The organism is uncultured Actinobacillus sp., assembly GCF_945915845.1.
Classification (GTDB): Bacteria; Pseudomonadota; Gammaproteobacteria; order Enterobacterales; family Pasteurellaceae; genus Exercitatus.
This window is the reverse complement of sequence record NZ_CAMEFX010000025.1, coordinates 1-19,394: the sequence shown is the minus strand read 5'-3', so window position 1 is coordinate 19,394 and position 19,394 is coordinate 1. Positions and strand designations below refer to the sequence as shown.

Annotated in this window: 19 protein-coding genes; 3 read left to right on the top strand and 16 right to left on the bottom strand. The window is 41.3% G+C overall.

Features of this window, described 5'->3' with window-relative positions; translation table 11 throughout:
- Positions 1-4 precede the first annotated feature (4 nt).
- The 9 genes from Q0O89_RS06950 to Q0O89_RS06910 all read right to left on the bottom strand — a co-directional run bounded on the left by Q0O89_RS06950 (position 5) and on the right by Q0O89_RS06910 (position 11,515).
- Positions 5-718, bottom strand: coding sequence for a SprT family zinc-dependent metalloprotease (locus tag Q0O89_RS06950; RefSeq protein ID WP_293730983.1), 714 nt, complete (start codon positions 716-718; stop codon positions 5-7).
- Complete coding sequence (locus Q0O89_RS06945) at positions 711-3,971, bottom strand: type I restriction endonuclease subunit R (RefSeq protein ID WP_293730981.1); 3,261 nt, start codon at positions 3,969-3,971, stop codon at positions 711-713. Before Q0O89_RS06945 ends, Q0O89_RS06950 begins: the two co-directional genes overlap by 8 nt.
- 2 nt (positions 3,972-3,973) lie before the next feature.
- Positions 3,974-5,362 (bottom strand): DUF4062 domain-containing protein, encoded by a 1,389-nt coding sequence (locus Q0O89_RS06940; RefSeq protein WP_293730980.1) that lies wholly within the window; start codon positions 5,360-5,362, stop codon positions 3,974-3,976.
- Between the two features lie 3 nt (positions 5,363-5,365).
- A complete protein-coding gene (locus Q0O89_RS06935) occupies positions 5,366-6,484 on the bottom strand; it encodes a restriction endonuclease subunit S (RefSeq protein WP_293730979.1) in 1,119 nt (372 codons plus the stop codon).
- Positions 6,485-6,614: 130 nt separating this feature from the next.
- Entirely contained in the window at positions 6,615-8,126 is a 1,512-nt protein-coding gene (locus tag Q0O89_RS06930) for a type I restriction-modification system subunit M (protein WP_293730978.1), read from the bottom strand.
- Between the two features lie 3 nt (positions 8,127-8,129).
- Positions 8,130-8,957 carry a DNA damage-inducible protein D gene (gene dinD / locus Q0O89_RS06925; protein WP_293730977.1) on the bottom strand — a complete coding sequence of 276 codons (828 nt, stop codon included), beginning with the start codon at positions 8,955-8,957 and terminating at the stop codon, positions 8,130-8,132.
- Between the two features lie 10 nt (positions 8,958-8,967).
- Complete coding sequence (locus tag Q0O89_RS06920) at positions 8,968-9,543, bottom strand: restriction endonuclease subunit S (RefSeq protein WP_293730975.1); 576 nt, start codon at positions 9,541-9,543, stop codon at positions 8,968-8,970.
- Between the two features lie 233 nt (positions 9,544-9,776).
- Positions 9,777-10,223, bottom strand: a complete 447-nt coding sequence (locus tag Q0O89_RS06915; RefSeq protein WP_293730974.1) for a tetratricopeptide repeat protein — start codon at positions 10,221-10,223, stop codon at positions 9,777-9,779.
- 2 nt (positions 10,224-10,225) lie between these two features.
- Positions 10,226-11,515 carry a PHB depolymerase family esterase gene (locus Q0O89_RS06910; RefSeq protein WP_293730973.1) on the bottom strand — a complete coding sequence of 430 codons (1,290 nt, stop codon included), beginning with the start codon at positions 11,513-11,515 and terminating at the stop codon, positions 10,226-10,228.
- A 168-nt stretch (positions 11,516-11,683) separates the two neighbouring features.
- Between Q0O89_RS06910 and Q0O89_RS06905 the strand changes: the two genes are divergently transcribed.
- Both Q0O89_RS06905 and Q0O89_RS06900 read left to right on the top strand, forming a co-directional pair.
- Positions 11,684-12,001: a MazG-like protein gene (locus tag Q0O89_RS06905; protein WP_293730972.1), complete on the top strand. Its 318-nt coding sequence runs from the start codon at positions 11,684-11,686 to the stop codon at positions 11,999-12,001.
- Positions 12,002-12,251: 250 nt separating this feature from the next.
- Positions 12,252-13,097 carry a KilA-N domain-containing protein gene (locus Q0O89_RS06900; protein ID WP_293730971.1) on the top strand — a complete coding sequence of 282 codons (846 nt, stop codon included), beginning with the start codon at positions 12,252-12,254 and terminating at the stop codon, positions 13,095-13,097.
- A 68-nt stretch (positions 13,098-13,165) separates the two neighbouring features.
- Here the strand turns inward: Q0O89_RS06900 and Q0O89_RS06895 are convergent, their stop codons facing one another.
- The gene (locus Q0O89_RS06895) at positions 13,166-14,113 is read right to left on the bottom strand and encodes a helix-turn-helix domain-containing protein (protein ID WP_293730970.1); all 948 of its coding nucleotides are present in this window, start codon (positions 14,111-14,113) and stop codon (positions 13,166-13,168) included.
- Between the two features lie 144 nt (positions 14,114-14,257).
- On the opposite strand from Q0O89_RS06895, the gene Q0O89_RS06890 reads away from it, so the two are divergent.
- Positions 14,258-15,103, top strand: a complete 846-nt coding sequence (locus tag Q0O89_RS06890; protein WP_293730969.1) for an MBL fold metallo-hydrolase — start codon at positions 14,258-14,260, stop codon at positions 15,101-15,103.
- A 75-nt stretch (positions 15,104-15,178) separates the two neighbouring features.
- On the opposite strand, the gene Q0O89_RS06885 is transcribed toward Q0O89_RS06890, so the two are convergent.
- The 6 genes from Q0O89_RS06885 to Q0O89_RS06860 form a co-directional block, all read right to left on the bottom strand.
- Positions 15,179-15,892, bottom strand: coding sequence for an antibiotic biosynthesis monooxygenase (locus tag Q0O89_RS06885; RefSeq protein WP_293730968.1), 714 nt, complete (start codon positions 15,890-15,892; stop codon positions 15,179-15,181).
- Positions 15,893-15,950: 58 nt separating this feature from the next.
- On the bottom strand, positions 15,951-16,895 hold the full coding sequence (locus tag Q0O89_RS06880) for an aldo/keto reductase (RefSeq protein ID WP_293730967.1): 945 nt from the start codon (positions 16,893-16,895) through the stop codon (positions 15,951-15,953).
- Between the two features lie 228 nt (positions 16,896-17,123).
- Complete coding sequence (locus Q0O89_RS06875) at positions 17,124-17,555, bottom strand: cyclophilin-like fold protein (RefSeq protein WP_293730966.1); 432 nt, start codon at positions 17,553-17,555, stop codon at positions 17,124-17,126.
- 19 nt (positions 17,556-17,574) lie between these two features.
- Positions 17,575-18,126, bottom strand: coding sequence for a DapH/DapD/GlmU-related protein (locus tag Q0O89_RS06870; RefSeq protein ID WP_135709918.1), 552 nt, complete (start codon positions 18,124-18,126; stop codon positions 17,575-17,577).
- A 35-nt stretch (positions 18,127-18,161) separates the two neighbouring features.
- A complete protein-coding gene (locus tag Q0O89_RS06865; RefSeq protein WP_293730965.1) occupies positions 18,162-18,500 on the bottom strand; it encodes a putative quinol monooxygenase in 339 nt (112 codons plus the stop codon).
- Between the two features lie 97 nt (positions 18,501-18,597).
- Positions 18,598-19,347 (bottom strand): SDR family oxidoreductase, encoded by a 750-nt coding sequence (locus Q0O89_RS06860; RefSeq protein ID WP_293730964.1) that lies wholly within the window; start codon positions 19,345-19,347, stop codon positions 18,598-18,600.
- Positions 19,348-19,394 lie beyond the last annotated feature (47 nt).

Sequence of the window (19,394 nt, the reverse complement as noted above, 5' to 3'; positions counted from 1 at the left end):
TCTCTTAAACCACCCTATCCAGCCTCGTCTTCACTTCCTTCCACTGTGGCATCACTTGCCCCATTAGGCGGTAAAAACGTTCGCTGTGGTTGTGTTCGGCGAAGTGGCAGAGTTCGTGCAAAATCACATAATCAATGCACTCTTTCGGGGCTTTGATTAGGTGGGGATTAAGGCATAGTGAGCCTTGAACGGAGCAACTTCCCCAACGGGTTTTCATTGTGCGTAAACGGATGTGAGGGTTTGTTGTGACCCAAAAGGTTTGCGGTAGCAGCCAATTTAAACGTTCGGCAAAAATCTGTTTGGCTTTTTGTCGATACCAGTTATCCAAACATTGTTGAACTTGTCGTGCCGTTTTTTCTCGCACAGACACTTCCAACTGCCCACGCCATAAGCGGACTTGGTTGGGTTTATTTGGCGTTTCATATACCTTTAACAGATATTGTCGCCCTAGGTAGCGGTGGCTTTCGCCGCTGATATATTGCCGTTCAAAAAGCGGTGGGTTTTGTTGAAAAAATTGCAACTGGTCGGCAATCCACTGACTTTGTTTGCTGATGGCAAAAATCAGCTCATTTCTGACCGCTTGTGGCGGCGCATAAGCAATGATGTCGCCCGTGGGTTGCACAGTTAGGCGTAGCCGTTTATATTTGGCATTCTTGATTAAGCGAACGGTAAAATGCTGGTCGCCATAAGGAATGATAACCCGATCAAACTTATCCATTTGAACGCCCAACTCGCACAATTTGTACTATCCGTTCGACAATCTCTTTGGCTTGTAACATACCGCTGCCGTTGGCTTGGCAGATTTTAAATATCATCGGTAGTAACTGTTTACGAATGTCTTTTTCCACTTGTTCAAGGTTGATGGAATGTTCGCTCAAACAGCGTAAAACTGCCTGATCGATCTCAAATGCCAAATCAACCCAAAAGTCTTCGCCTTGCGATAGAGTTTCAGGTAAAACTGTTTTAAATACGCCGAAATAGGCTTGTGCCGCATAGTTGCCGCCAAAGCGGTCGGGAATATCGGGCAATTTACGTTCCGCCATTTGTTCTTCAAATTCTTTAAACAGCAGATACTGTTTTATCGGGTGGTCGAACAAGGCTTCAGCTTCTTCAATGGCTTGTTGCAATAATTCGGAAAAACGGGCTTTGGCATAAGGATCGTTGTCAAAATCAATCTCAAGGCTACGAGCAATACGAGAGCGAATTTTATCGGCTTCGTTGCGTGTTTTGGTGTCGTTCCACGTTTGATATTCCGTTTTGCCCATTTTATTGACCGCATAAATGCCGTCTGCTTCTTTTACACCTAAGGCAACAACGTGCTTATCGATTAATTGCTCAACTTGATGGGCATATTCACGATAATCCACTTGCTCGCCGGCGTCCTGTTGTGCCAAACGGCGTAGTTGGGCAAAAAAGGCGGCGGTGTTTTTATATAAAGTGCGGTCGGCATCGGTAAAGTTTTTGTCTTGATAAAAGGTTTCAGACTGCAATGCTACCTGTAAACAGCGGTTAAAGGCAGTTAAAGCTCGGTAAAAATCATCGCGTATTTTGCTGTTTTTATCGAAAAACAGACCGCTTGTTGGGTCGAATTGCATAGTTGGAATGAGTTGGCGGCGAAGTTGTTCAAGATCCATTTTATTTTCAACCTCGGCAAACATTGCCCAAAGCGCTTGATACAAACTCGGCAAACGTAGATATTCGCTTTGCATTGAGCGATAAAGCCCAGCCAAATCCTCAATGGCATAACCGCCTTGCGTTCGGTTGGCTAAATCTTGGTATTTGGCAATCGTTGTGTCCAGCTCTTTTAAAATGCCCCGATAATCTACCAACAGCCCATACTCTTTTTGTTTATGCAAGCGGTTTACCCGTGCAATTGCTTGAATAAGGTTATGCTGTTTTAACGGCTTATCAATATACAACACCGCATTACTCGGCTCATCAAAGCCCGTGAGTAACTTATCCACCACAATTAACAAACGCAACGGACTTTCAGGATCGGCAAAACGACTTAACACTTGTTGCGTGTAACGTTCTTCATCGCCCTGCACGTTGGCTGCCCACCAACGCACCACTTCATCACTTGCCTGTTCGTCAAGCTGCGTATTTCCTTCACGGCTGTCAGGCGGACTGATCACCACCGCACTTTCAAACAGCCCGATCTCGTCCAAATACCGCTGATAACGAATTGCTGTCGCTTTGCTTTCGCACGCCAGCTGACCTTTTAAGCCTTGCGGAATTTTATTCGCCAAATGTTCCGCAATATCTAAAGCGATTAAATGAATACGGTCATCAGCTTGATAAATCTGCCCTTTACGCGAGAATTTACGTTTTAAATCCGTTTTTTGCTCTTCGTTTAACGACTTGGTGATCCGCTCAAACCAGTTATCAATCGCCTGTTCATTCACCGACAATTCAGGGATCCGCTCTTCATAAAGCAGTGGCGTTACCGCTTTATCTTCCACCGCACGTTGCATCGTATAAGCGTGAATGATGTTGCCAAATTTTTGTGTGGTTTCATCGTCTTTTAACAACGGCGTGCCGGTAAAAGCAACAAAAGCCGCATTAGGCAAGGCTCTCCGCATTGCCATATGATTTTCTCCGCCTTGGGTACGATGTCCTTCATCAATCAACACAATAATATTCGCACTCGGATTAAAACATTCCGCTTGGTTAATCGCCGTGTTAAATTTCTGCATTAACGAAAAAATAATGCGTTCATTGCCGGAACCGATTTGCTCGGCTAATCGCTTGCCGGTGGTCGCCATTGCATTTTTACGATCTCGCTTGGTCGCCAGTTCACCGCTGTTATAAAAAGTGCTGCTCAACTGATGCTCTAAATCTACCCGATCCGTTACCACGATAATTCGGCACTGTTTTAGGGCAGGGTGGAGCAATAAGGCTTTCGAGAAAAAGACCATTGTAAACGATTTGCCCGAACCTGTGGTGTGCCAAATCACGCCGCCATTTCTCGCTCCTTTTTCGCTTTGCGACATTACCCGATCAATTAAGCGTTTCACCCCAAACACTTGCGGATAACGGGCGACAATGCGGCTGTGCGATTTGCGATCAAACAAACTGAAATAGCGGATCATCTCAAACAAACGATCTTTGCGTAACAGGTTAATCAGCAAGCTGTCTTGCCCTGTTACGGCTAATTTTCCCTGAGCGGTGAGCTGTTGATACCAAGCCTGATCGCCAGATTTTGGTAAAAGAGCGGTCAGATTTTCGGCAGAAATAGCAAGATTTTTGAGTTGGCTCATTTCCAACTCGGATTGTTCTTCTTCACGCCACGCCGCCCAAAATTTGGCAGGGGTCGCACAAGTGGCGTAACGTCCGTCATAACCATTAACGGCTAACAACAGTTGGGCATAGGCAAAAAGGTGGGGAATTTCGGCAGGGCGTTGATTGCGTAAATGTTGAGAAATGCCTTCTTCAATGGTGCTTTTCGGTTTACCGTCTGGGCGTTTGGCTTCAATCACCACCAGCGGCAAGCCATTGACAAAACAGACTAAATCGGGCGTACGCACCGATGAGCCGTTAGTATTCGCCACGCTAAATTCTTCGGTAAAATGAAACTGATTGTTTTCAGGATTTTCCCAGTCAATAATCGGCACAGTGCAACTGATTTTCTTACCGTCAATAAATTCGGTAACGGTAATGCCGTATAACAGATGATTATAAAAATGCTCATTCGCCCCCACCAAACTTTCGTTTAACTTCGGGCTAGTCAGCTCCGCCACCAAGTTATCCACCGCCTTCGCCGACAACGCACGCTCTTGCCCAAGATAGGAAATCGAACGTTGGCTCAACACCTCTCGCAACACCACGTCCAACACTACATTCACCGCCTTCCCCCCACGATAAGCTAAGGCTTGCTTAGGAGAAAGATACTGCCAGCCAAGGTTGTGTAAAAGCAAAATGGCTGGAAGTTTGGAGGTGTGTTTTTCTAGGGTGGAAAGAGCTAATTTCATAATTATATTCCTGATTGCTTTTTAGTTATAATAAGTGGAACCTCAATTTTTTGAGGTTCTTTAAATTGCTCACACATTACTGAATATCTTATTAAGAAATTTCCTTCTTTTAATGGAGACATATATATTTTGTGGGGTAATGTTATTTTTCTTGTATGTAGCAGATCTGTTATATGAATAGAAATTTTATTATTCTCTACCCATAATGATTTATTTTGATTATTCAACAATATGGATTCATATTCTTCCATTTTCTTACCTATTCTTATGATGGGTAAAGCATAACTATTATTGCTCAAACCTTGCATCATTCCAATGCTTGAAAACTTTGATAATTCTTTTATAGCTTTCATTGTAGGATTTTGACTTTCTATATATTCCTCATTAGCTTTAATCAAAGGGTTCTTTGGAATATATAAATTAGGTTCGTTCAATTTATCTAAAAAGTCCTTAGTAAACACTTTAATTTCTTCTGGGAATTCTATATCTATATAAATCTCTTTTGCTTTCGTTTCTCCAATATTCATAACCGATATTTCCAATAGAGACTTATGATTTAAGATCAATTCATAAAATGTTTTTTCTCTATTAAACTCCTTTACTTTTTCTAAGCTAGGAACTTTAGAATTAAATTCTTCAATTTCATTATCATTGATAAATGGTAATAGATGTTTTTTGATTTCATTTTTATCTATTTTTTGGCACTGAAATTTTGGAATTAATCCCTCAATGCTCTCAGGATAAATTAAAGATAGCTCATTACTATCATTTAATAATACTGATAATTCAGGGACACCTTCACTTTTCTTATATTTTTCTAATTCTAATCGTAATTCACTATTTTCCTTACTTAATCTAGCTAATTCATTTGCCATTTCAGGTGATGCAGCCTGATTTCCCCTAACCCAACCGGTTTGTGGATAATATCGAAATGAATTATATAAAGCACTAGGAACCTTTGCTTCCAAATCTTCTAAATCTGTCCAGTATTCGCACATCCTTTGCTGTGCTTTATTAATAAATTGAGCTAATTTAGAAACTAGTTTATCATCAGATTCTCTTTCTTTCGGCAATGTTGCAGTGTTCCTGTCTCGAATAAATGCTAAAACCGGAATACCTTTAGAAACAGCATAATCATATTCTTTTTCTGTGTAACTAATACCTGATGTTTCTTCAATAGTGCCGTATCGATGACCAATAACTACGATGTAATAATCACTAGAATCAATAGTACGCTTTATCACTTCCCATTGATTGGCATTTTCTGCATTAAACATTTCCATTCCTGCAGGAAAATGATCCATAGAAAGTATTCTATTAATAATTCTACGTCTAGCTTCGATGAGATCTATGTAAGTTGAACTTACAAATATCTGATATTTATTATTCATTTTCTACCTCAATAATTTTTGCATCAACGCCCCTTTCTCCAACTTCAGGCACTCCAACTTACGCTGTAATGTTTCGATCTCTTGATCTGCTGTTGAAAGAATTTCGGCGATTTTTTGTTGTTCTTGAATTGCTGGTAATTCAAGTTCAATACTTCCCATTATACCATTCATCAATTTAGGGTTAGCTAATGTATGGGATACATATTTATAAGTTTCTGTTGATAAAATATATGCTAGAAATTTTAAATCTAATTCAGCTATTTTAGAACTTAAAACCCCACATACATTAGTACAATTAAATTTACCATTTCGATAAAAAACAGTACCAGCATTTACACCATCAGTTGTCCACGTTACATATTCCCCATTAAAATCAAAAGAATTTATGCATCCCATTATTCCATTATCTAATGTTTGAGATGAATAGACTGGGTATATACCTTGATTTTCTTCAATTTCTTTTTTACTAATTACTCGCCCACGACCAATATTACAAATTTCCGATACAATTACTTTTTTCCAATTTCTTCGCTTTTCATTTCCCAACAATCTCTGCATCAATGCCTTTTTCTGCTGTCGGCTATTTTCAAGCAGTTTTTCAGTGGTTTGAATAGCCTTATCCCACGTTGAAAGGGTTTCGGCAATTTGGATTTGTTCTTCTAATGGTGGAGTTTTAATTATTAATGGTTTTAACACCTGTAAATTAATATTTTTCTGAGCATTTTGTGTTGATTGTGCATCTAGCTCAGCCTTTTTAGTTTCTAATACTTGCTTTAACCAAAATACATTAGCTTTATCTTTATAAGGTTGAATAGCAACAACGCTGTCAGGACAAGTGACATCAAAAGTTGTAATTGCCGTATCACCTATATTTGCTGCAATAGTGATTAAAATAGTATCTTTAGGGAAAACTTTGCTTACTGATATACCTTGTTCGTTTAGTGTTTGTGTATATTTTGTTAAATATGTTTTAGCTGAAGATATATCGCCAGTTTGAACAAAAGGCATATTTCCACCAAAATATCTTGGATCATTTCGTGGTCTTACAGAAAATTTTCCCCGTTCAACCAAAGCTATATTTTCTAGTTTTTCTATTTTCCAACCACTAGGTAATTTATTCATTTCATTATCCCAATTTGCAAAATTTTCTTAAAATCCAACCGCTTGTGTAGGGGAGGACCAATGTGTCCACCCATTTAATATATCGTGATATTCGGGCGAATACATCGGTTCGCTCCTACAAGCCTCGCCATCAATACCCCAACTCCCTCAAATAGCCTTCCATTTTGGTTTCCAACTCCGCCAACTGCTGTTTTAACTGCATTCTTTCGGCGCGGACTTGCTGCAAGTCGATCAGTTGTTCCTCTTCAAAGGTATCCACATAGCGTGGGATATTCAGGTTGTAATCGTTTTGTTGAATATCGGCAAGGGTTGCAACAAAGGCGTATTTTTCCACTGCTTGTCGTGTGCGGTAAGTGCGGACGATTTTTTCGATATTTTCGGCAGTAAGCGTATTTTGATTTTTACCCGGCTTGAACTCGTTGCTGGCGTCAATAAATAGCACGCTGTCGTCCGTTTTGTTTTTACGGAAAATCAGAATTGCCGCAGGAATACCTGTGCCATAGAACAATTTTTCAGGCAAGCCGATCACGGCATCTAGTAGGTTTTCATCAATCAATTTTTGACGAATTTTACCCTCGGCAGCCCCACGGAACAGCACACCGTGCGGCACAACCACGCCCATTCTACCCGTTTTCTCTTTGAGCGTTTTAATCATATGTGAGATAAACGCGTAATCCCCTTTTGTTTTTGGCGGTAAACCACGCTCAAAACGTTGAAAACGATCTTGGCTGACCTCGTCATAACCCCATTTATCTAATGAAAACGGTGGATTAGCGGTAACGATATCAAAGGTAATCAATTCGCTGTTGCTATCCAATAATTTTGGATTGCGAATGGTATCGCCCCATTCAATGCGATGGTTATCTTCACTGTGCAAAAACATATTCATTTTTGCCAACGACCACGTTGAACCAATCGCTTCTTGTCCGTATAAGGCATAATTTTTGCTTTGATGATTTTTCACCACTTTTTGACCGCACTTCATCAACAGCGAGCCGGAACCACAAGCAGGATCGCAAATGCTGTCGCCCATTTGCGGATCGAGCAGTTCGGCAATTAAATCCGATACTTCAGGCGGCGTATAAAATTCACCCGCCTTTTGCCCACCGCTTGCAGCAAAGTTTTTAATTAAATATTCGTAAGCATTGCCGATAATATCCAGCGTGCCGACTTTGCTTGGTTTCAAATCTAATTCAGGTTTGGCGAAATCTTCCAACAGCTCACGCAAAATGGTGTTTTTCTGCTTTTCTTCGCCTAGTTTATCAGTGTTAAAGGAAATATCTTGGAAAACGCTCTTGCCTGCATCTTTGAGTTTAGTGCCGTTGGCTTCTTCAATGGCGTGCAACGCCTGATCGATACGCTCGCCATTGCCTGCTTCAAATCGCTGCTCATACAAGCGGTAAAAATTAGCGTGTGGCGGCAACACAAATCGCTCCTGTTTCATCATTTCTTCAATGAGTTCAGGCACATCGCCGTATTCCGCTTGATATTGTTGATAATGGTCTTGCCATACGTCTGAGATGTATTTCAAAAACAGCATCGTCAAAATGAAATCTTTATAGGTATCAGGGCTTATCGTGCCACGAAAGGTATCGCAAGCAGACCACAGGGCTTTGTTAATATCGTCTTGGTTAATGGACATCGGTTATTCCTTATTGGTGAGTTTTTTCTGATGATTTTCAAGGGTTTTAATACTTTTGTCTGGTGTCGGTAAATCCTCTGGCATTGTACCACCAAGTTCTTGAATAGTTTGACGAACTTTTTTACCCACATCGAAATGGGTTTGGTTGGCTTCCTGCTTGGTCTGAATATTATCTCTGCGCAGTTTTTCTTCCGTTTGTGTAGCTCGGAATAGATTAGCAGCAAGCTCCGTTGAACCCATATGATCTAAAATTTTCTCATTTTTTTGCAACCCCTTGCGAGCGTGAATAGCTTTATTATCTAATCCACCATAAAGCCCTTTGTAGCCGTGATTTTGGAAAATAGCAAAGTCCAAGTTGCTTTCCACGCCTGCCTTTTGTGCTGTTTCAACAAGTTGTTTATTATGTTCTTTCAATTCGTTACGCAAATATAGACGTTTTTGATCTTCTTGAAGTTGTTTAAATTGTTCTTCATCAGCCAATTCTTGACGGCGTGTTTGTACGGCAAAGTAAGTTTGACCTGCTGCAATAACAGGTTTAGATGGATCGCCGTTTTGCACAATAAGGTAGCAAGCATAGCGAGAGAGCAGAAAATCACTAACTTGGCGTTGAGTACCGACACCTAATTGAACCATTTTGTTGGCTTCAACAAAATGGGAAGATACCTTGATATGACTGCTTTCACACGCTTTCATTGCTTTATCAATGACCTTTGTAAAATTTCGCCATTCAGAATAGTCTAGTAATAAATATAACTCTCTTGCTGACCAAAATTCATTTCCTTGATCATCAATGTGTTTAATACTTTCAAAGGTGTGGGTTAATTCGTTCATTGCTCTTCTCCTACGGTGAAATTAACTCTTGAGCTAAGGCATTCATCAACTTTTCATTATTTTCAATGAGTTTTTGCAAGGTTTTTCGTTCCTGATCGAGTGTTTTTGCCATTTTTACGATAACGTTTTGCTTTGCTAAAGGCGGTATTTTTATCGACAATTCAGCCAAGACAGGAAGACGTAAACTTTTGGTCGTTGAGCCTTCAAGATTTTGAATAAGATACTTTTGGCTTTGTTTCAAATTCAGCCACCACTGCAGATATTCAGGTAAGATTTCCGTATTTTTAGGACGAATGACAAAAAAATGGGGGGATGCAACTGCGAGCAAATCTTGCTGGGAAAACTCAACAAAAATAGGCTGATAATTGTTGCCCCTTGTGGCGAGCAAAATATCTCCCTTTTTGAGCCAATCGCTTTCTTTCACCCTATCCAGCTTTGTACGAACACAGTTATCCCAAGCGATGCCATCAAAACAAGAACAATCTTTCATTTGCACCACAACCACATTACCGTTCGGATCTTCAGGCACTTTTGCTCGAAACAAAAAACCTGTTTGGATATTTGCAACATCTCCTAAGAATTGCATTTATTATGCCCCATTGCTATTACAATAAGCTCTATGTTTAAATTGTAAGTGAAATAGAGAGCAAATCAAGTTGTATATTTTACACCAAAATCATTACAACTTAAGTTTATTCGGTAACATAAAAAAGTCGAAATTTAGAACCATAGAAAAAGTTAGAGAGTAAAAGCGCGGTCAGATTTTCACAAGATTTTGCGAATTGCAAATTTCTTTTAAAACCCCACCGCACTTTTAGTTTAGTGATAGCCTAATCTTTTTAAGGCTTCTCTTGCCGGCTCTCCAATATGATCAGTACGTTTAGCCGCTTGTTGATACCAATAGACTGCTTTAGTCATTTCTTTGGGAGTGCCTAAGCCATTTTCATAGCAGTAGCCTAACCAATATTTACTGGTCACATCGCCACGTTCAGCAGCAAAGCTAAACTGCTCAAAGGCTTTATTGACATCTTTTGCCACTCCCGTTCCATTTAAATAACTTAATCCAATGTAACGATTGGCTTTAATATGCCCCATTTCTGAGGCTTGAGCGAATAGAGGTAAGGCTTGAGCGTAATCTTTTTGTTGATAGATTGCGACCGCTTGATCAAAAACAGCTTTGGCTTGTTCTTTTTGGCTGTTTTGTGCAGTTGAACTGCACGCCACGATAGCCACGCTCAATAATAACCAGAGATATTTTTTCATCATTTTTAGCCCTTCACTTGTTCAAACAGCCACTCACGAATTGGCTCAATGGTGTAAGCTACTCGCCAAGTATTGCGGTGACCGCTTGCTCCTTTTTTATCCGCACCTGGCAGGAAAACCGTGTCTTTGGCGAAAACGGTGTAATTGATCGGATTGCCTTGTGCAATAATTTTGTCATAAGCAAAGCGGTATTCATAGGCATTCCAACGAGCATCCCAAATTTCACGGCTAATTTTCGCCCCTTCTTTTGCTAATTTTTCTGTGATGGCATTTTGCCCCGGGAATGCCCCTAAATCATCGGCAGAAACTAAAATCCACAGTTTTTTCTTCGCAAGCGGTGCGACTAAATCCGCGCCCCATTGTCCTGCGACCAAGAAACAAGCCGCAAATAAATCAGGGTATTTGATATTCATTGCAATTGTCATCATACAGCCACCGGATTGCCCCGTAGAGTAAATGCGATTGCCGTCAATGTTGTATTGTTTACGCAAGCTTTCGATTAAATGAATGGTGGTTTCCAGCATTGGGGAGGCTTGGGATTTATCGTCCACGATAATCTCATCGAACTGCGGTGCCAGTACAAAGCAAGGGCGTTTAGCCTGATCTTCAGGGCTTGCCCACGAAACCGCACCTAAACCTTGCAATAAGGTAGCACGGTGAAATTCACTGGTCACGCCGGCATCGTGCATAAACAGCACTAACGGCAAAGGTTTGTCGCCGTGATTTTTTGGCACATACAAATTATAACGAAGAGATTTACCCGTTTCAGGATCGTTAAAGGTTAGTTGTTGGAACTCATCTACAATCAAATTTTTCACTGAAGAGGTAGTCAGTTTTGCTCCGTTTGCGTTAATCGTTGCAACAGGATCTTTAAAAATCAAATTACTGGCTGGCTTATCACCGGCTACCCACGGCTTACCGCCCCCTGCTGGCTTTGGTCGAACAGTGGCATTTGCCATTGGGATCATTTCCGATAATGACAAATTCGCATCATCAGGAGAAAGCTGCACAATCACAAAGTGACCTGTTTCTGTTTTTTCTAAACTGGCGGAATGGCTCACAAAAACATTAGTAATCGTGCGTCCTTCCACAGTGAAATCTTTTGGCTCAAACTGACCGCTTGTAACAGGCTGGTTGTACTCAACGGCAATGGCGGTTAAACGCACACCATCACCAAAGACTTGGGTTATTGCGGTAGCGTTTTGTGGTTTAACGCCAGTATTGGCGAGAGTTGGGAAACTGGCAACTAACGCCGTGCCGGCACCCATAATTAAAAATTCGCGGCGAGATAACATATTGCTTTCCTTTTGATTAAGTGAATTTGATAGATATAGACTATAAACTTGTTAATAAGTTTAGCGTTTTTACCATTATATAAATAAATTTATTACGATTAAAAGCGGAATATCAAGAAATAGAGAAAAACTGTGCTAAGCTGACATTTTTAGCTAACGGAGAAAAATATGGATTTCCAACACATTATCGAACGTTCGCAAGCTATTCGTGAAAAATATCATCAACTTGAACGACAACATCATCAAACTGAGTGGTCGGTGATTGAAGATGCCTTAGCCTTTTTGAGTGATGCCGGATTAGTCGGGCGTTTAACGATGTCGCAACAAGAGCGTTGGGTGTCGAATAAAGAGGTTACCCCCGAACTAGAACATAAACTGGCGGAATGTGTTTGGTGGCTTGCGGTACTCGCTAAGCGTATGGATATTGATTTGGAAAAAGCGACAGAAACCTTTTTATCGGGTATGGAACAACGTTTGGGGAAATAAAAATGCGGTGGGATTTACACAAGATTTTGCGATTGGCAAAAAATTTAGGAAACCTGACCGCTTGTAGGGGTTGTGAACGTGCTTTTTATCGTCTTATGCCCCTGCATTACAGCCACTAAAATGTTATTTTTGTGATCTTGATCGAAAAAATCGCCGCTTGTTATTTTCTTGGTTGCGGTTTTATTCTATGTTTACGTTCAAATTTAACCGTTTAAAAGAACAGATTATTTTTCAACGAAAGGAAGCAACTATGTCAAAAATAAAAAAAGAGAAAATAGAAGCGAAAGGTTTTAGCATCGAAATTTATACAGAAGATTTTAAGAATGATTATATTAGTTTGACGGACATTGCAAGATATAAAAATATCAATGAACCTAAGGACGTTGTTAAAAATTGGCTTAGAGTTCGAGATACCATAGAGTTTTTAGGGTTATGGGAAACTATACATAATCCCAATTTTAAAGGGGTCGAATTCGACGCCTTTAGAAAGGAAGCTGGTAGTAATGCTTTTACATTATCACCTCAAAGATGGATTGAAAAAACAAACGCCATAGGAATAGTATCCAAATCAGGCAGAGGTGGGGGGACTTACGCACATCCAGATATTGCAATGGAGTTTGCATCGTGGATTTCAGCCGAGTTTAAATTATATTTAATTCAAGACTACAAGAGATTGAAATCTGACGAAACATCAAAACTATCACTAACTTGGAACTTGCACAGAGAAATTTCAAAAATTAATTATAAAATTCATACCGATGCGATTAAAACCTATTTGTTGAATGATTTAACGGAAAGTCAATTAGGCTTTAAGTATGCCAGTGAAGCCGATATGCTAAATGTCGCATTGTTTAATAAAACGGCTAAAGAGTGGCGGGAAGAAAATAAAAATGTAAAAGGAAATATGAGAGATTATGCCGGTTTAAATGAACTTTTAGTGCTTGCGAATATGGAAAGTTATAATGCGATTTTGATTGAAAAAGGTTTAGAACAGAAAGAACGAATGATTGAGCTGAGAAAACTTGCAAGAAATCAAATGTTGTCCTTAGAGAAATTGGGGCAAAAAAATATGACGTTATTGGACGATAAAAAGTAAAAGCGCGGTGGGATTTTCACAAGGTTTTGCAATCTGCAAAAAATTCAGAAAATCCCACCACTTTCCTTTCAACCACCCCAAAACCGTTTCTGCCACTGTTTCGGGCTGATGTGGTGTTTCGCTTTAAAATGCTGACGAAAGGCAGTGGCGGAATGAAAGCCGATTTGGTGGGCGATTTCGTCAATGTTGAGCTTGGTGCTTTCTAACAATTCTCGTCCTTTTTGTAACCGCACTTCAATCAGCCATTCGGTCAATGCCATTCCCGTTGCTTTGCGGAAATGGCGGGTAAAGGTGCTGCGGCTCATCATTAGCTTTTCAGCGAGGGTGTCAATGGAATAATCGGCATTTAGGTTGGTTCGCATAATGTCTAGCCATTCGTTGATGTTCTCGTTGGCGGTTTTGCGAGTGATGGGCTGTTCAATAAATTGTGCCTGTCCGCCTTCCCGATGGGGTGAGATGACCAACAAACGTGCCAGTTGATTGGCAATTTTTACCCCATATTGGCGGCGAACAATCGCGAGGCAACAATCCAACCCTGCTGCTGTGCCTGCGGAAGTGATGATGTTTTCATCTTCAATATAAATGGCACTGCAATCTAATTTCACTTGCGGAAAACGCTGTCTGAAATCCGTTTCGCCCAGCCAGTGCGTAGTGGCTTTTTTGCCGTTCAACAAACCTGCATAGGCAAGGGGATAAGCGCCGTAACACAATCCTACAACGGTCGCACCACGCCGTGCCGCTTGTTGCAATGCCTGCGTTAAGGCGGCAGACGGCATTTGTTCCAACTTGTCCCAACCGATCATCACCACAAAATCCGCTTGTTCCAACAAACTCAAATCGCCGTCTGCCTGAATAATCGCTGGCTTGGATTGGGTAACTGTTGGGTTTTCTGCGACCACTTTCACGTTAAATAGCGGCTTGCCGTCAATTTCGGCGGAAAACACCATATAAGGCACGGAAAAATGAAAAGGGCTAAATTGGGGATAAAGCACTAAGGCAACGGTTGGCATAGACATCTTTTTTACTCGCTAAATAAATTTGACCCGATTTTTACGATTTTTGAATAATAAGTCAATGTTTTTCATTTCTCATTGGTTTCATAATACATCCATCGCAAACAAGCGGTTTAATTTATCTTATTTTTTACAAAAGGAAACAGAATGAAACTGAAATCTCTTATTTTTGCTTTAATGGCAACCACCGTTGCAACCACGGCTAATGCTGAAATTAGCTATCAACATATCCGTAACGCCACCGCTAAAATTGAAATGGCAGGCAGCACGTTTTTGGTCGATCCTTATCTTGCACCGAAAGGCAGTTACGCAGGCTTTGAAGGCACCATCAACAGCCAAAAACGTAATCCTTTGATTGATATGAAAGAACCCGTAGAAAAAGTGCTTGAAGGCGTAGATGCCGTGATTGTTACCCATACGCACGATGACCACTGGGATGAATACGCACAAAAAGTGTTACCGAAAACCTTACCGATTTTCGTACAAAATGCAGGCGATGCGCAAATTATCCGTTCACAAGGTTTTAAAGATGTGCGTGTAGTCGGCAAAAATACCGAATTTAACCAGGTGAAATTAAGCAAAACAGGCGGACAACACGGCACGGATCAAATGTATGCTATTCCGCAGCTGGCTGAATTAGCAGGCGAGGCAATGGGCGTGGTGATGCAAGCAGACGGCGAAAAAACGCTATATATCGTAGGCGATACCATTTGGAATGAAGAAGTGGATTTTGCGCTTAATCGCTATAAACCTGAAGTCATTGTAATGAATACAGGTTACGCCCAACTGCAAGGTTTTTCAGACGGCATTATTATGGGCAAAGCCGATGTAGCCAAAGCTCGTCAAGTTGCCCCGAAAGCTGACATCATTACTGTGCATATGGACGCCGTAAATCACGCTGCTGTTACATCAGATGAAATGCGGAAATTTGTGAAAGAAAATAAACTGAGCAAGGTCGCTGTGCCGAAAGAAAGCGAAGTGTTGAAATACTAAAAATCAGAAAAAGTGCGGTCAAATTTCAGCGAGTTTTTTCATTGACAAAAACTTCTTAAAATCTGACTGCACTTTTTATGGGGCGGTTTTTCTACCAAGAAAATTTAATTCCCCTTTATTACCCAAATAAGCAGGTTCAATTTCGATCATTTGTTTATCTACTACCATTTTCTCCGTTTGTTTCAGATAATCGTTAAAATGCGCTGTTTTACGATGAGCTTCATAAGCGGCATCGTTGGCATAAATTTCAAAAAACAGCCATTTATTCGGTTGATCTTGCTCCGTTGCGGCATACATGGCGATGACGCCGTCTTCAACCTTCAAGGATTGCGCCATTTCAGCGGTCACGATTTGGGCAAATTGTTGATTATCTTGCGCTTTCACTTCCACCTTCACCAAATTGGTGCGCATTTGTGCGGTTTGTGGTACTTTTTTATCACCTAAAAACTGCGGAGTTAAAGCTAAACGTTTTTTATGATCCGTTAAAATTTGAGGGGAAGCCGCCAAAAAAGCCTGATATTGGGGAGAGGCAATGTGCGTTTTATAAGCGCTTTCATCGGCATAAATTTCCAGCATATACGCCATATTCGGATCGGCTTTCTGTTTGACCGAATACATCGCTAGTGTACCTTTTTCGTTTTGGGTTGAAGTGCTGATATTATGTTCAGCTACTTTATCATATTGAACTTCAGCCCCTTTTTTTATACCGAGTTCAAAGAGGTTCATTATCGGGTTTGCATTTGTGGTAATTGCCATCGTGAGTCCTAAAAGTGCGGTAAGTTTTTTCATTGTTTTTTCCTCGTACAATAAACCGAGGGTAACAAGTTACCCTCGGTAGAGCGTGGGATTACGCCTCGCCTTCCCAACCGCCACGGGTATCTACGCCTGTGTCTTTTGCGAGTTGTTCAAGTTGTGCGACTTGTTCATCCGTTAAAACCACTTGCGTTGCTTTTGCTGCATCGGTTACGTGATGAACTTTGGTTGCACCCACAAGCGGTAATGCGCCTTTGTGAATTGCCCAAGCCAAAGCGATTTGTGCCGCACTTACGCCTTGTGCTTTGCCCATTTCTGCCATCGCATCGGTGAGTTTCGCTAATTGCGGCAATACTTTGTTGTAGGTTGCTGCACGCATTGAGCCTTCCGGCAATGGATTTGCTACATTGTATTTACCGCTCAATGCCCCTTGTTCCAATACCATATAAGCAAAGAACGTGATGCCGTTTTGTTTGCAATAATCAAGCAAGCCATCGTCTAACGAATTGCGGTAAAGTAAGCTGAAATGGTTTTGAACTGCATTGATCTTGAAACCTTCTGCACCTAAAATCTCATTTACACGTTTTACTTGCTCAAGGCTGTGATTTGACACGCCTACGGCTTTCACTTTACCATTTTTCAGTGCAGGAATTAAATACGGTGTCCAACGTTCCACATCTAACGAGTTATGGATCCAGTAAATATCGATGTCGTCCACGCCCAAACGCTCAAGGCTGCCTTCTAACATTGACGTAAACGGATCGGCTTGAGTTTCGTCCGCAAGGTTAGGCGTGAATTTGGTGGAAACAATCACGCTTCCTTTGGGTTGCTGACGGATAAATTTGCCCAATTCTTTTTCAGAATCGCCCAAACCATAGGCATAATCGGTATCCCATAAATTCAAGCCGTTAGCGATTGCCGTGTCAAATACTTCTTTCATTTGTGCTTCGGTTAAGTGGTTGCCAAATACGGCATCGCCACCGAACATACCTACACCCCAAGACCAAGTGCCTAATGCGATTTTTGGTAGTTGTTTCATTCTGTTTTCCTTCTTTAATTTGTTGATTTTTTGTAAGTGCGGTCGTTTTGACGCTGTTTAAAATCCCACGCTTTATTGTGCTAATATGCCTTCAACGAACATCACACGTGAATTGGTTGAACCTTGACGAATAGGGCGAAGTGCCGAGTAAACGAACCATCAAACGCCAGTGTAACAAAACCACGCTCTGCCAATGTTTGTGCATATAAGACCGAAGTAGCTCCTCAGCTAAGGGGAGAAAGTCATCGTGACTTTTCCTGCACCGACTACCTTTTTGAGCTGTGCGGTATTTTTGATTTTGCCTAATTTGGTATAACGATAGGATGACTGGAAACTTTCGTAAAACACCACTAAGGTATTGCCGCCCCAAAGCATAATATCGCCCGCTTCAATGCGACCGACCGCTTGGTCGTTGCGGCTTAAGGCTTTTGGCAATTCGGCAAATTTTTCATTGCTTAAGTGATCCTGCATTTCCAGAGTTAAAGGCAAAAGTGCGGTCAATTCTTGGGCGGCTTTTGTGTCGGCTAATTCTGTGCTGAACGTAGATTGTCCAATAGTAATATTCATTGTATTTCCTCGATATTTAACGGTATTTTCTGCTGCGGCGTTTGGGATCATAAAGATTGAAAGCAATAAGCTGAGTAGTCCTGTTTTTCGCATTGGTTGTTACCTTAAGACGTTAATCAATCATTTGAACTACTTTGGCAGGAACGCCCGCCACAATCGCATTATCGGGAACATCTTTGCTGACCACCGCTCCGGCAGCAACAATGGCATTTTCGCCAACGGTTACCCCCGGTAAAATCGTAGCGTTTGCGCCAATCCAGCAGTTTTTCTTTAAGTGGACAGGTTTGAGAATTAAGCCACGGCGTTGTGTGGGATTAGTCGGGTGATTGACGGTCAAAATGCTGGCTTTCGGACCGATTAGCACCTTATCTTCAATGGTAATACCGCCCAAATCGGTAAACATCACATTGCTGTTAATAAATATCTCTTTTCCAAAGCGAATATGGCTACCAAAATCCGAATACACAGGTAGGCTAATCACGACACTTTCATCAATTTTTTGTCCTGATATTTCGCTAAAAACCGACCGCACTTCTTCGGGGGAATGATAACCGCTGTTGAGTGCTGCCAGTTTTGGCGCATTTTGCTCAACGATACGATGAATTTCTTCAAAAATCGGACTGTCTGCCAAAATCGGTTGGTTAAGGGGAAATGCGTGGATCATTTATTGCTCCTATTTTTTATGGGGTAATTTCACTTTTATGGTACAGACACCGCTTTTGAACCAAACACCACAGGATTGGTTTCAATCATTTTGCGTGACACAATCATCTCTTTTGCACCATTAAGCCACGCTTGAAAATGGGGCGAAGCACGATGTGCTTGATAGGCGGTTTCATCGGTATAGGCTTCTACGACATAAAATTTGTTCGGGTCGGTTTTGTCGGTCATTACATACATTCCCAACACACCTTGCTCGGTATTGACCGATTGACGAATATTGTGTTTGCCTAATTCGGTGAATTGTTCCACGCTTTCGGGGCGGATTTGCATTTCAAAAATGCGGATAATGGGTTCGGCTTGGGTTGATAAACTCATTGTTAGTCCTAATAAAAAAGCCCATTTTTTCATTGTGTTATACCTATAACGAAATTATTTGTAGGGGCAAATCACATTTGCCCCACAAGCTAAAAATTTACCAAGGTTGAGTAGTCGGGCCCAGTGTGAATTCAGAGATATTGGTATCTTCGGGTTGGTTTAACGCAAATGCCACCACGTTTGCCACACGTTCGGCGGGGATTTCGTAAGCATCATACAAACCACGCATTGCTTCAGCCATTTCAGGGTTAGTAATGCCTGCTACCAATTCGGATTGTACTGCCGCAGGGTAAATGGTTGCGGTGCGAATGTTGGTGCCGGCTTGTGCGCTTTCCATTCGTAAGCCTTCCATAATCGCTTTAACCGCCCATTTCGTGCCGCAATAGACGGCGCAACCCGGGTAAACTTTTAAGCCGGCAACGGAAGAAGTCGCTAAAATATGCCCTGATTTTTGGGCTTCAAAAGTCGGTAACACGGCAGCAATTCCGTTGAGTACACCTTTAATATTCACATCAACCATCGCATTCCAATTATCCGTTTCAAGCGCAGAAAGTGGTGAATTTGGCATCAATCCGGCATTTAAGAAAATTGCATCTACTTTGCCGAAAGCGGATTTGGCTAACGCTACTAAGGCTTGATTGTCTTCAGGTTTAACCACATCGGTCACGCGATATACCGCTTCGCCACCGTTAGCTTTAATGTTGTTTACGATGGCTTGTAATTTATCTTCACGGCGTGCGCCCAAAACTAATTTAGCTCCTGCTTGTGCCAATTTATAAGCGGTGGCTTCACCAATACCGCTACTTGCACCGGTAATAATCACGACTTTGTTTTCAATGTTGTTCATTTTATGCTCCTTGAAATTGTTGAATATTTTCCGCCACCATTGCCGCT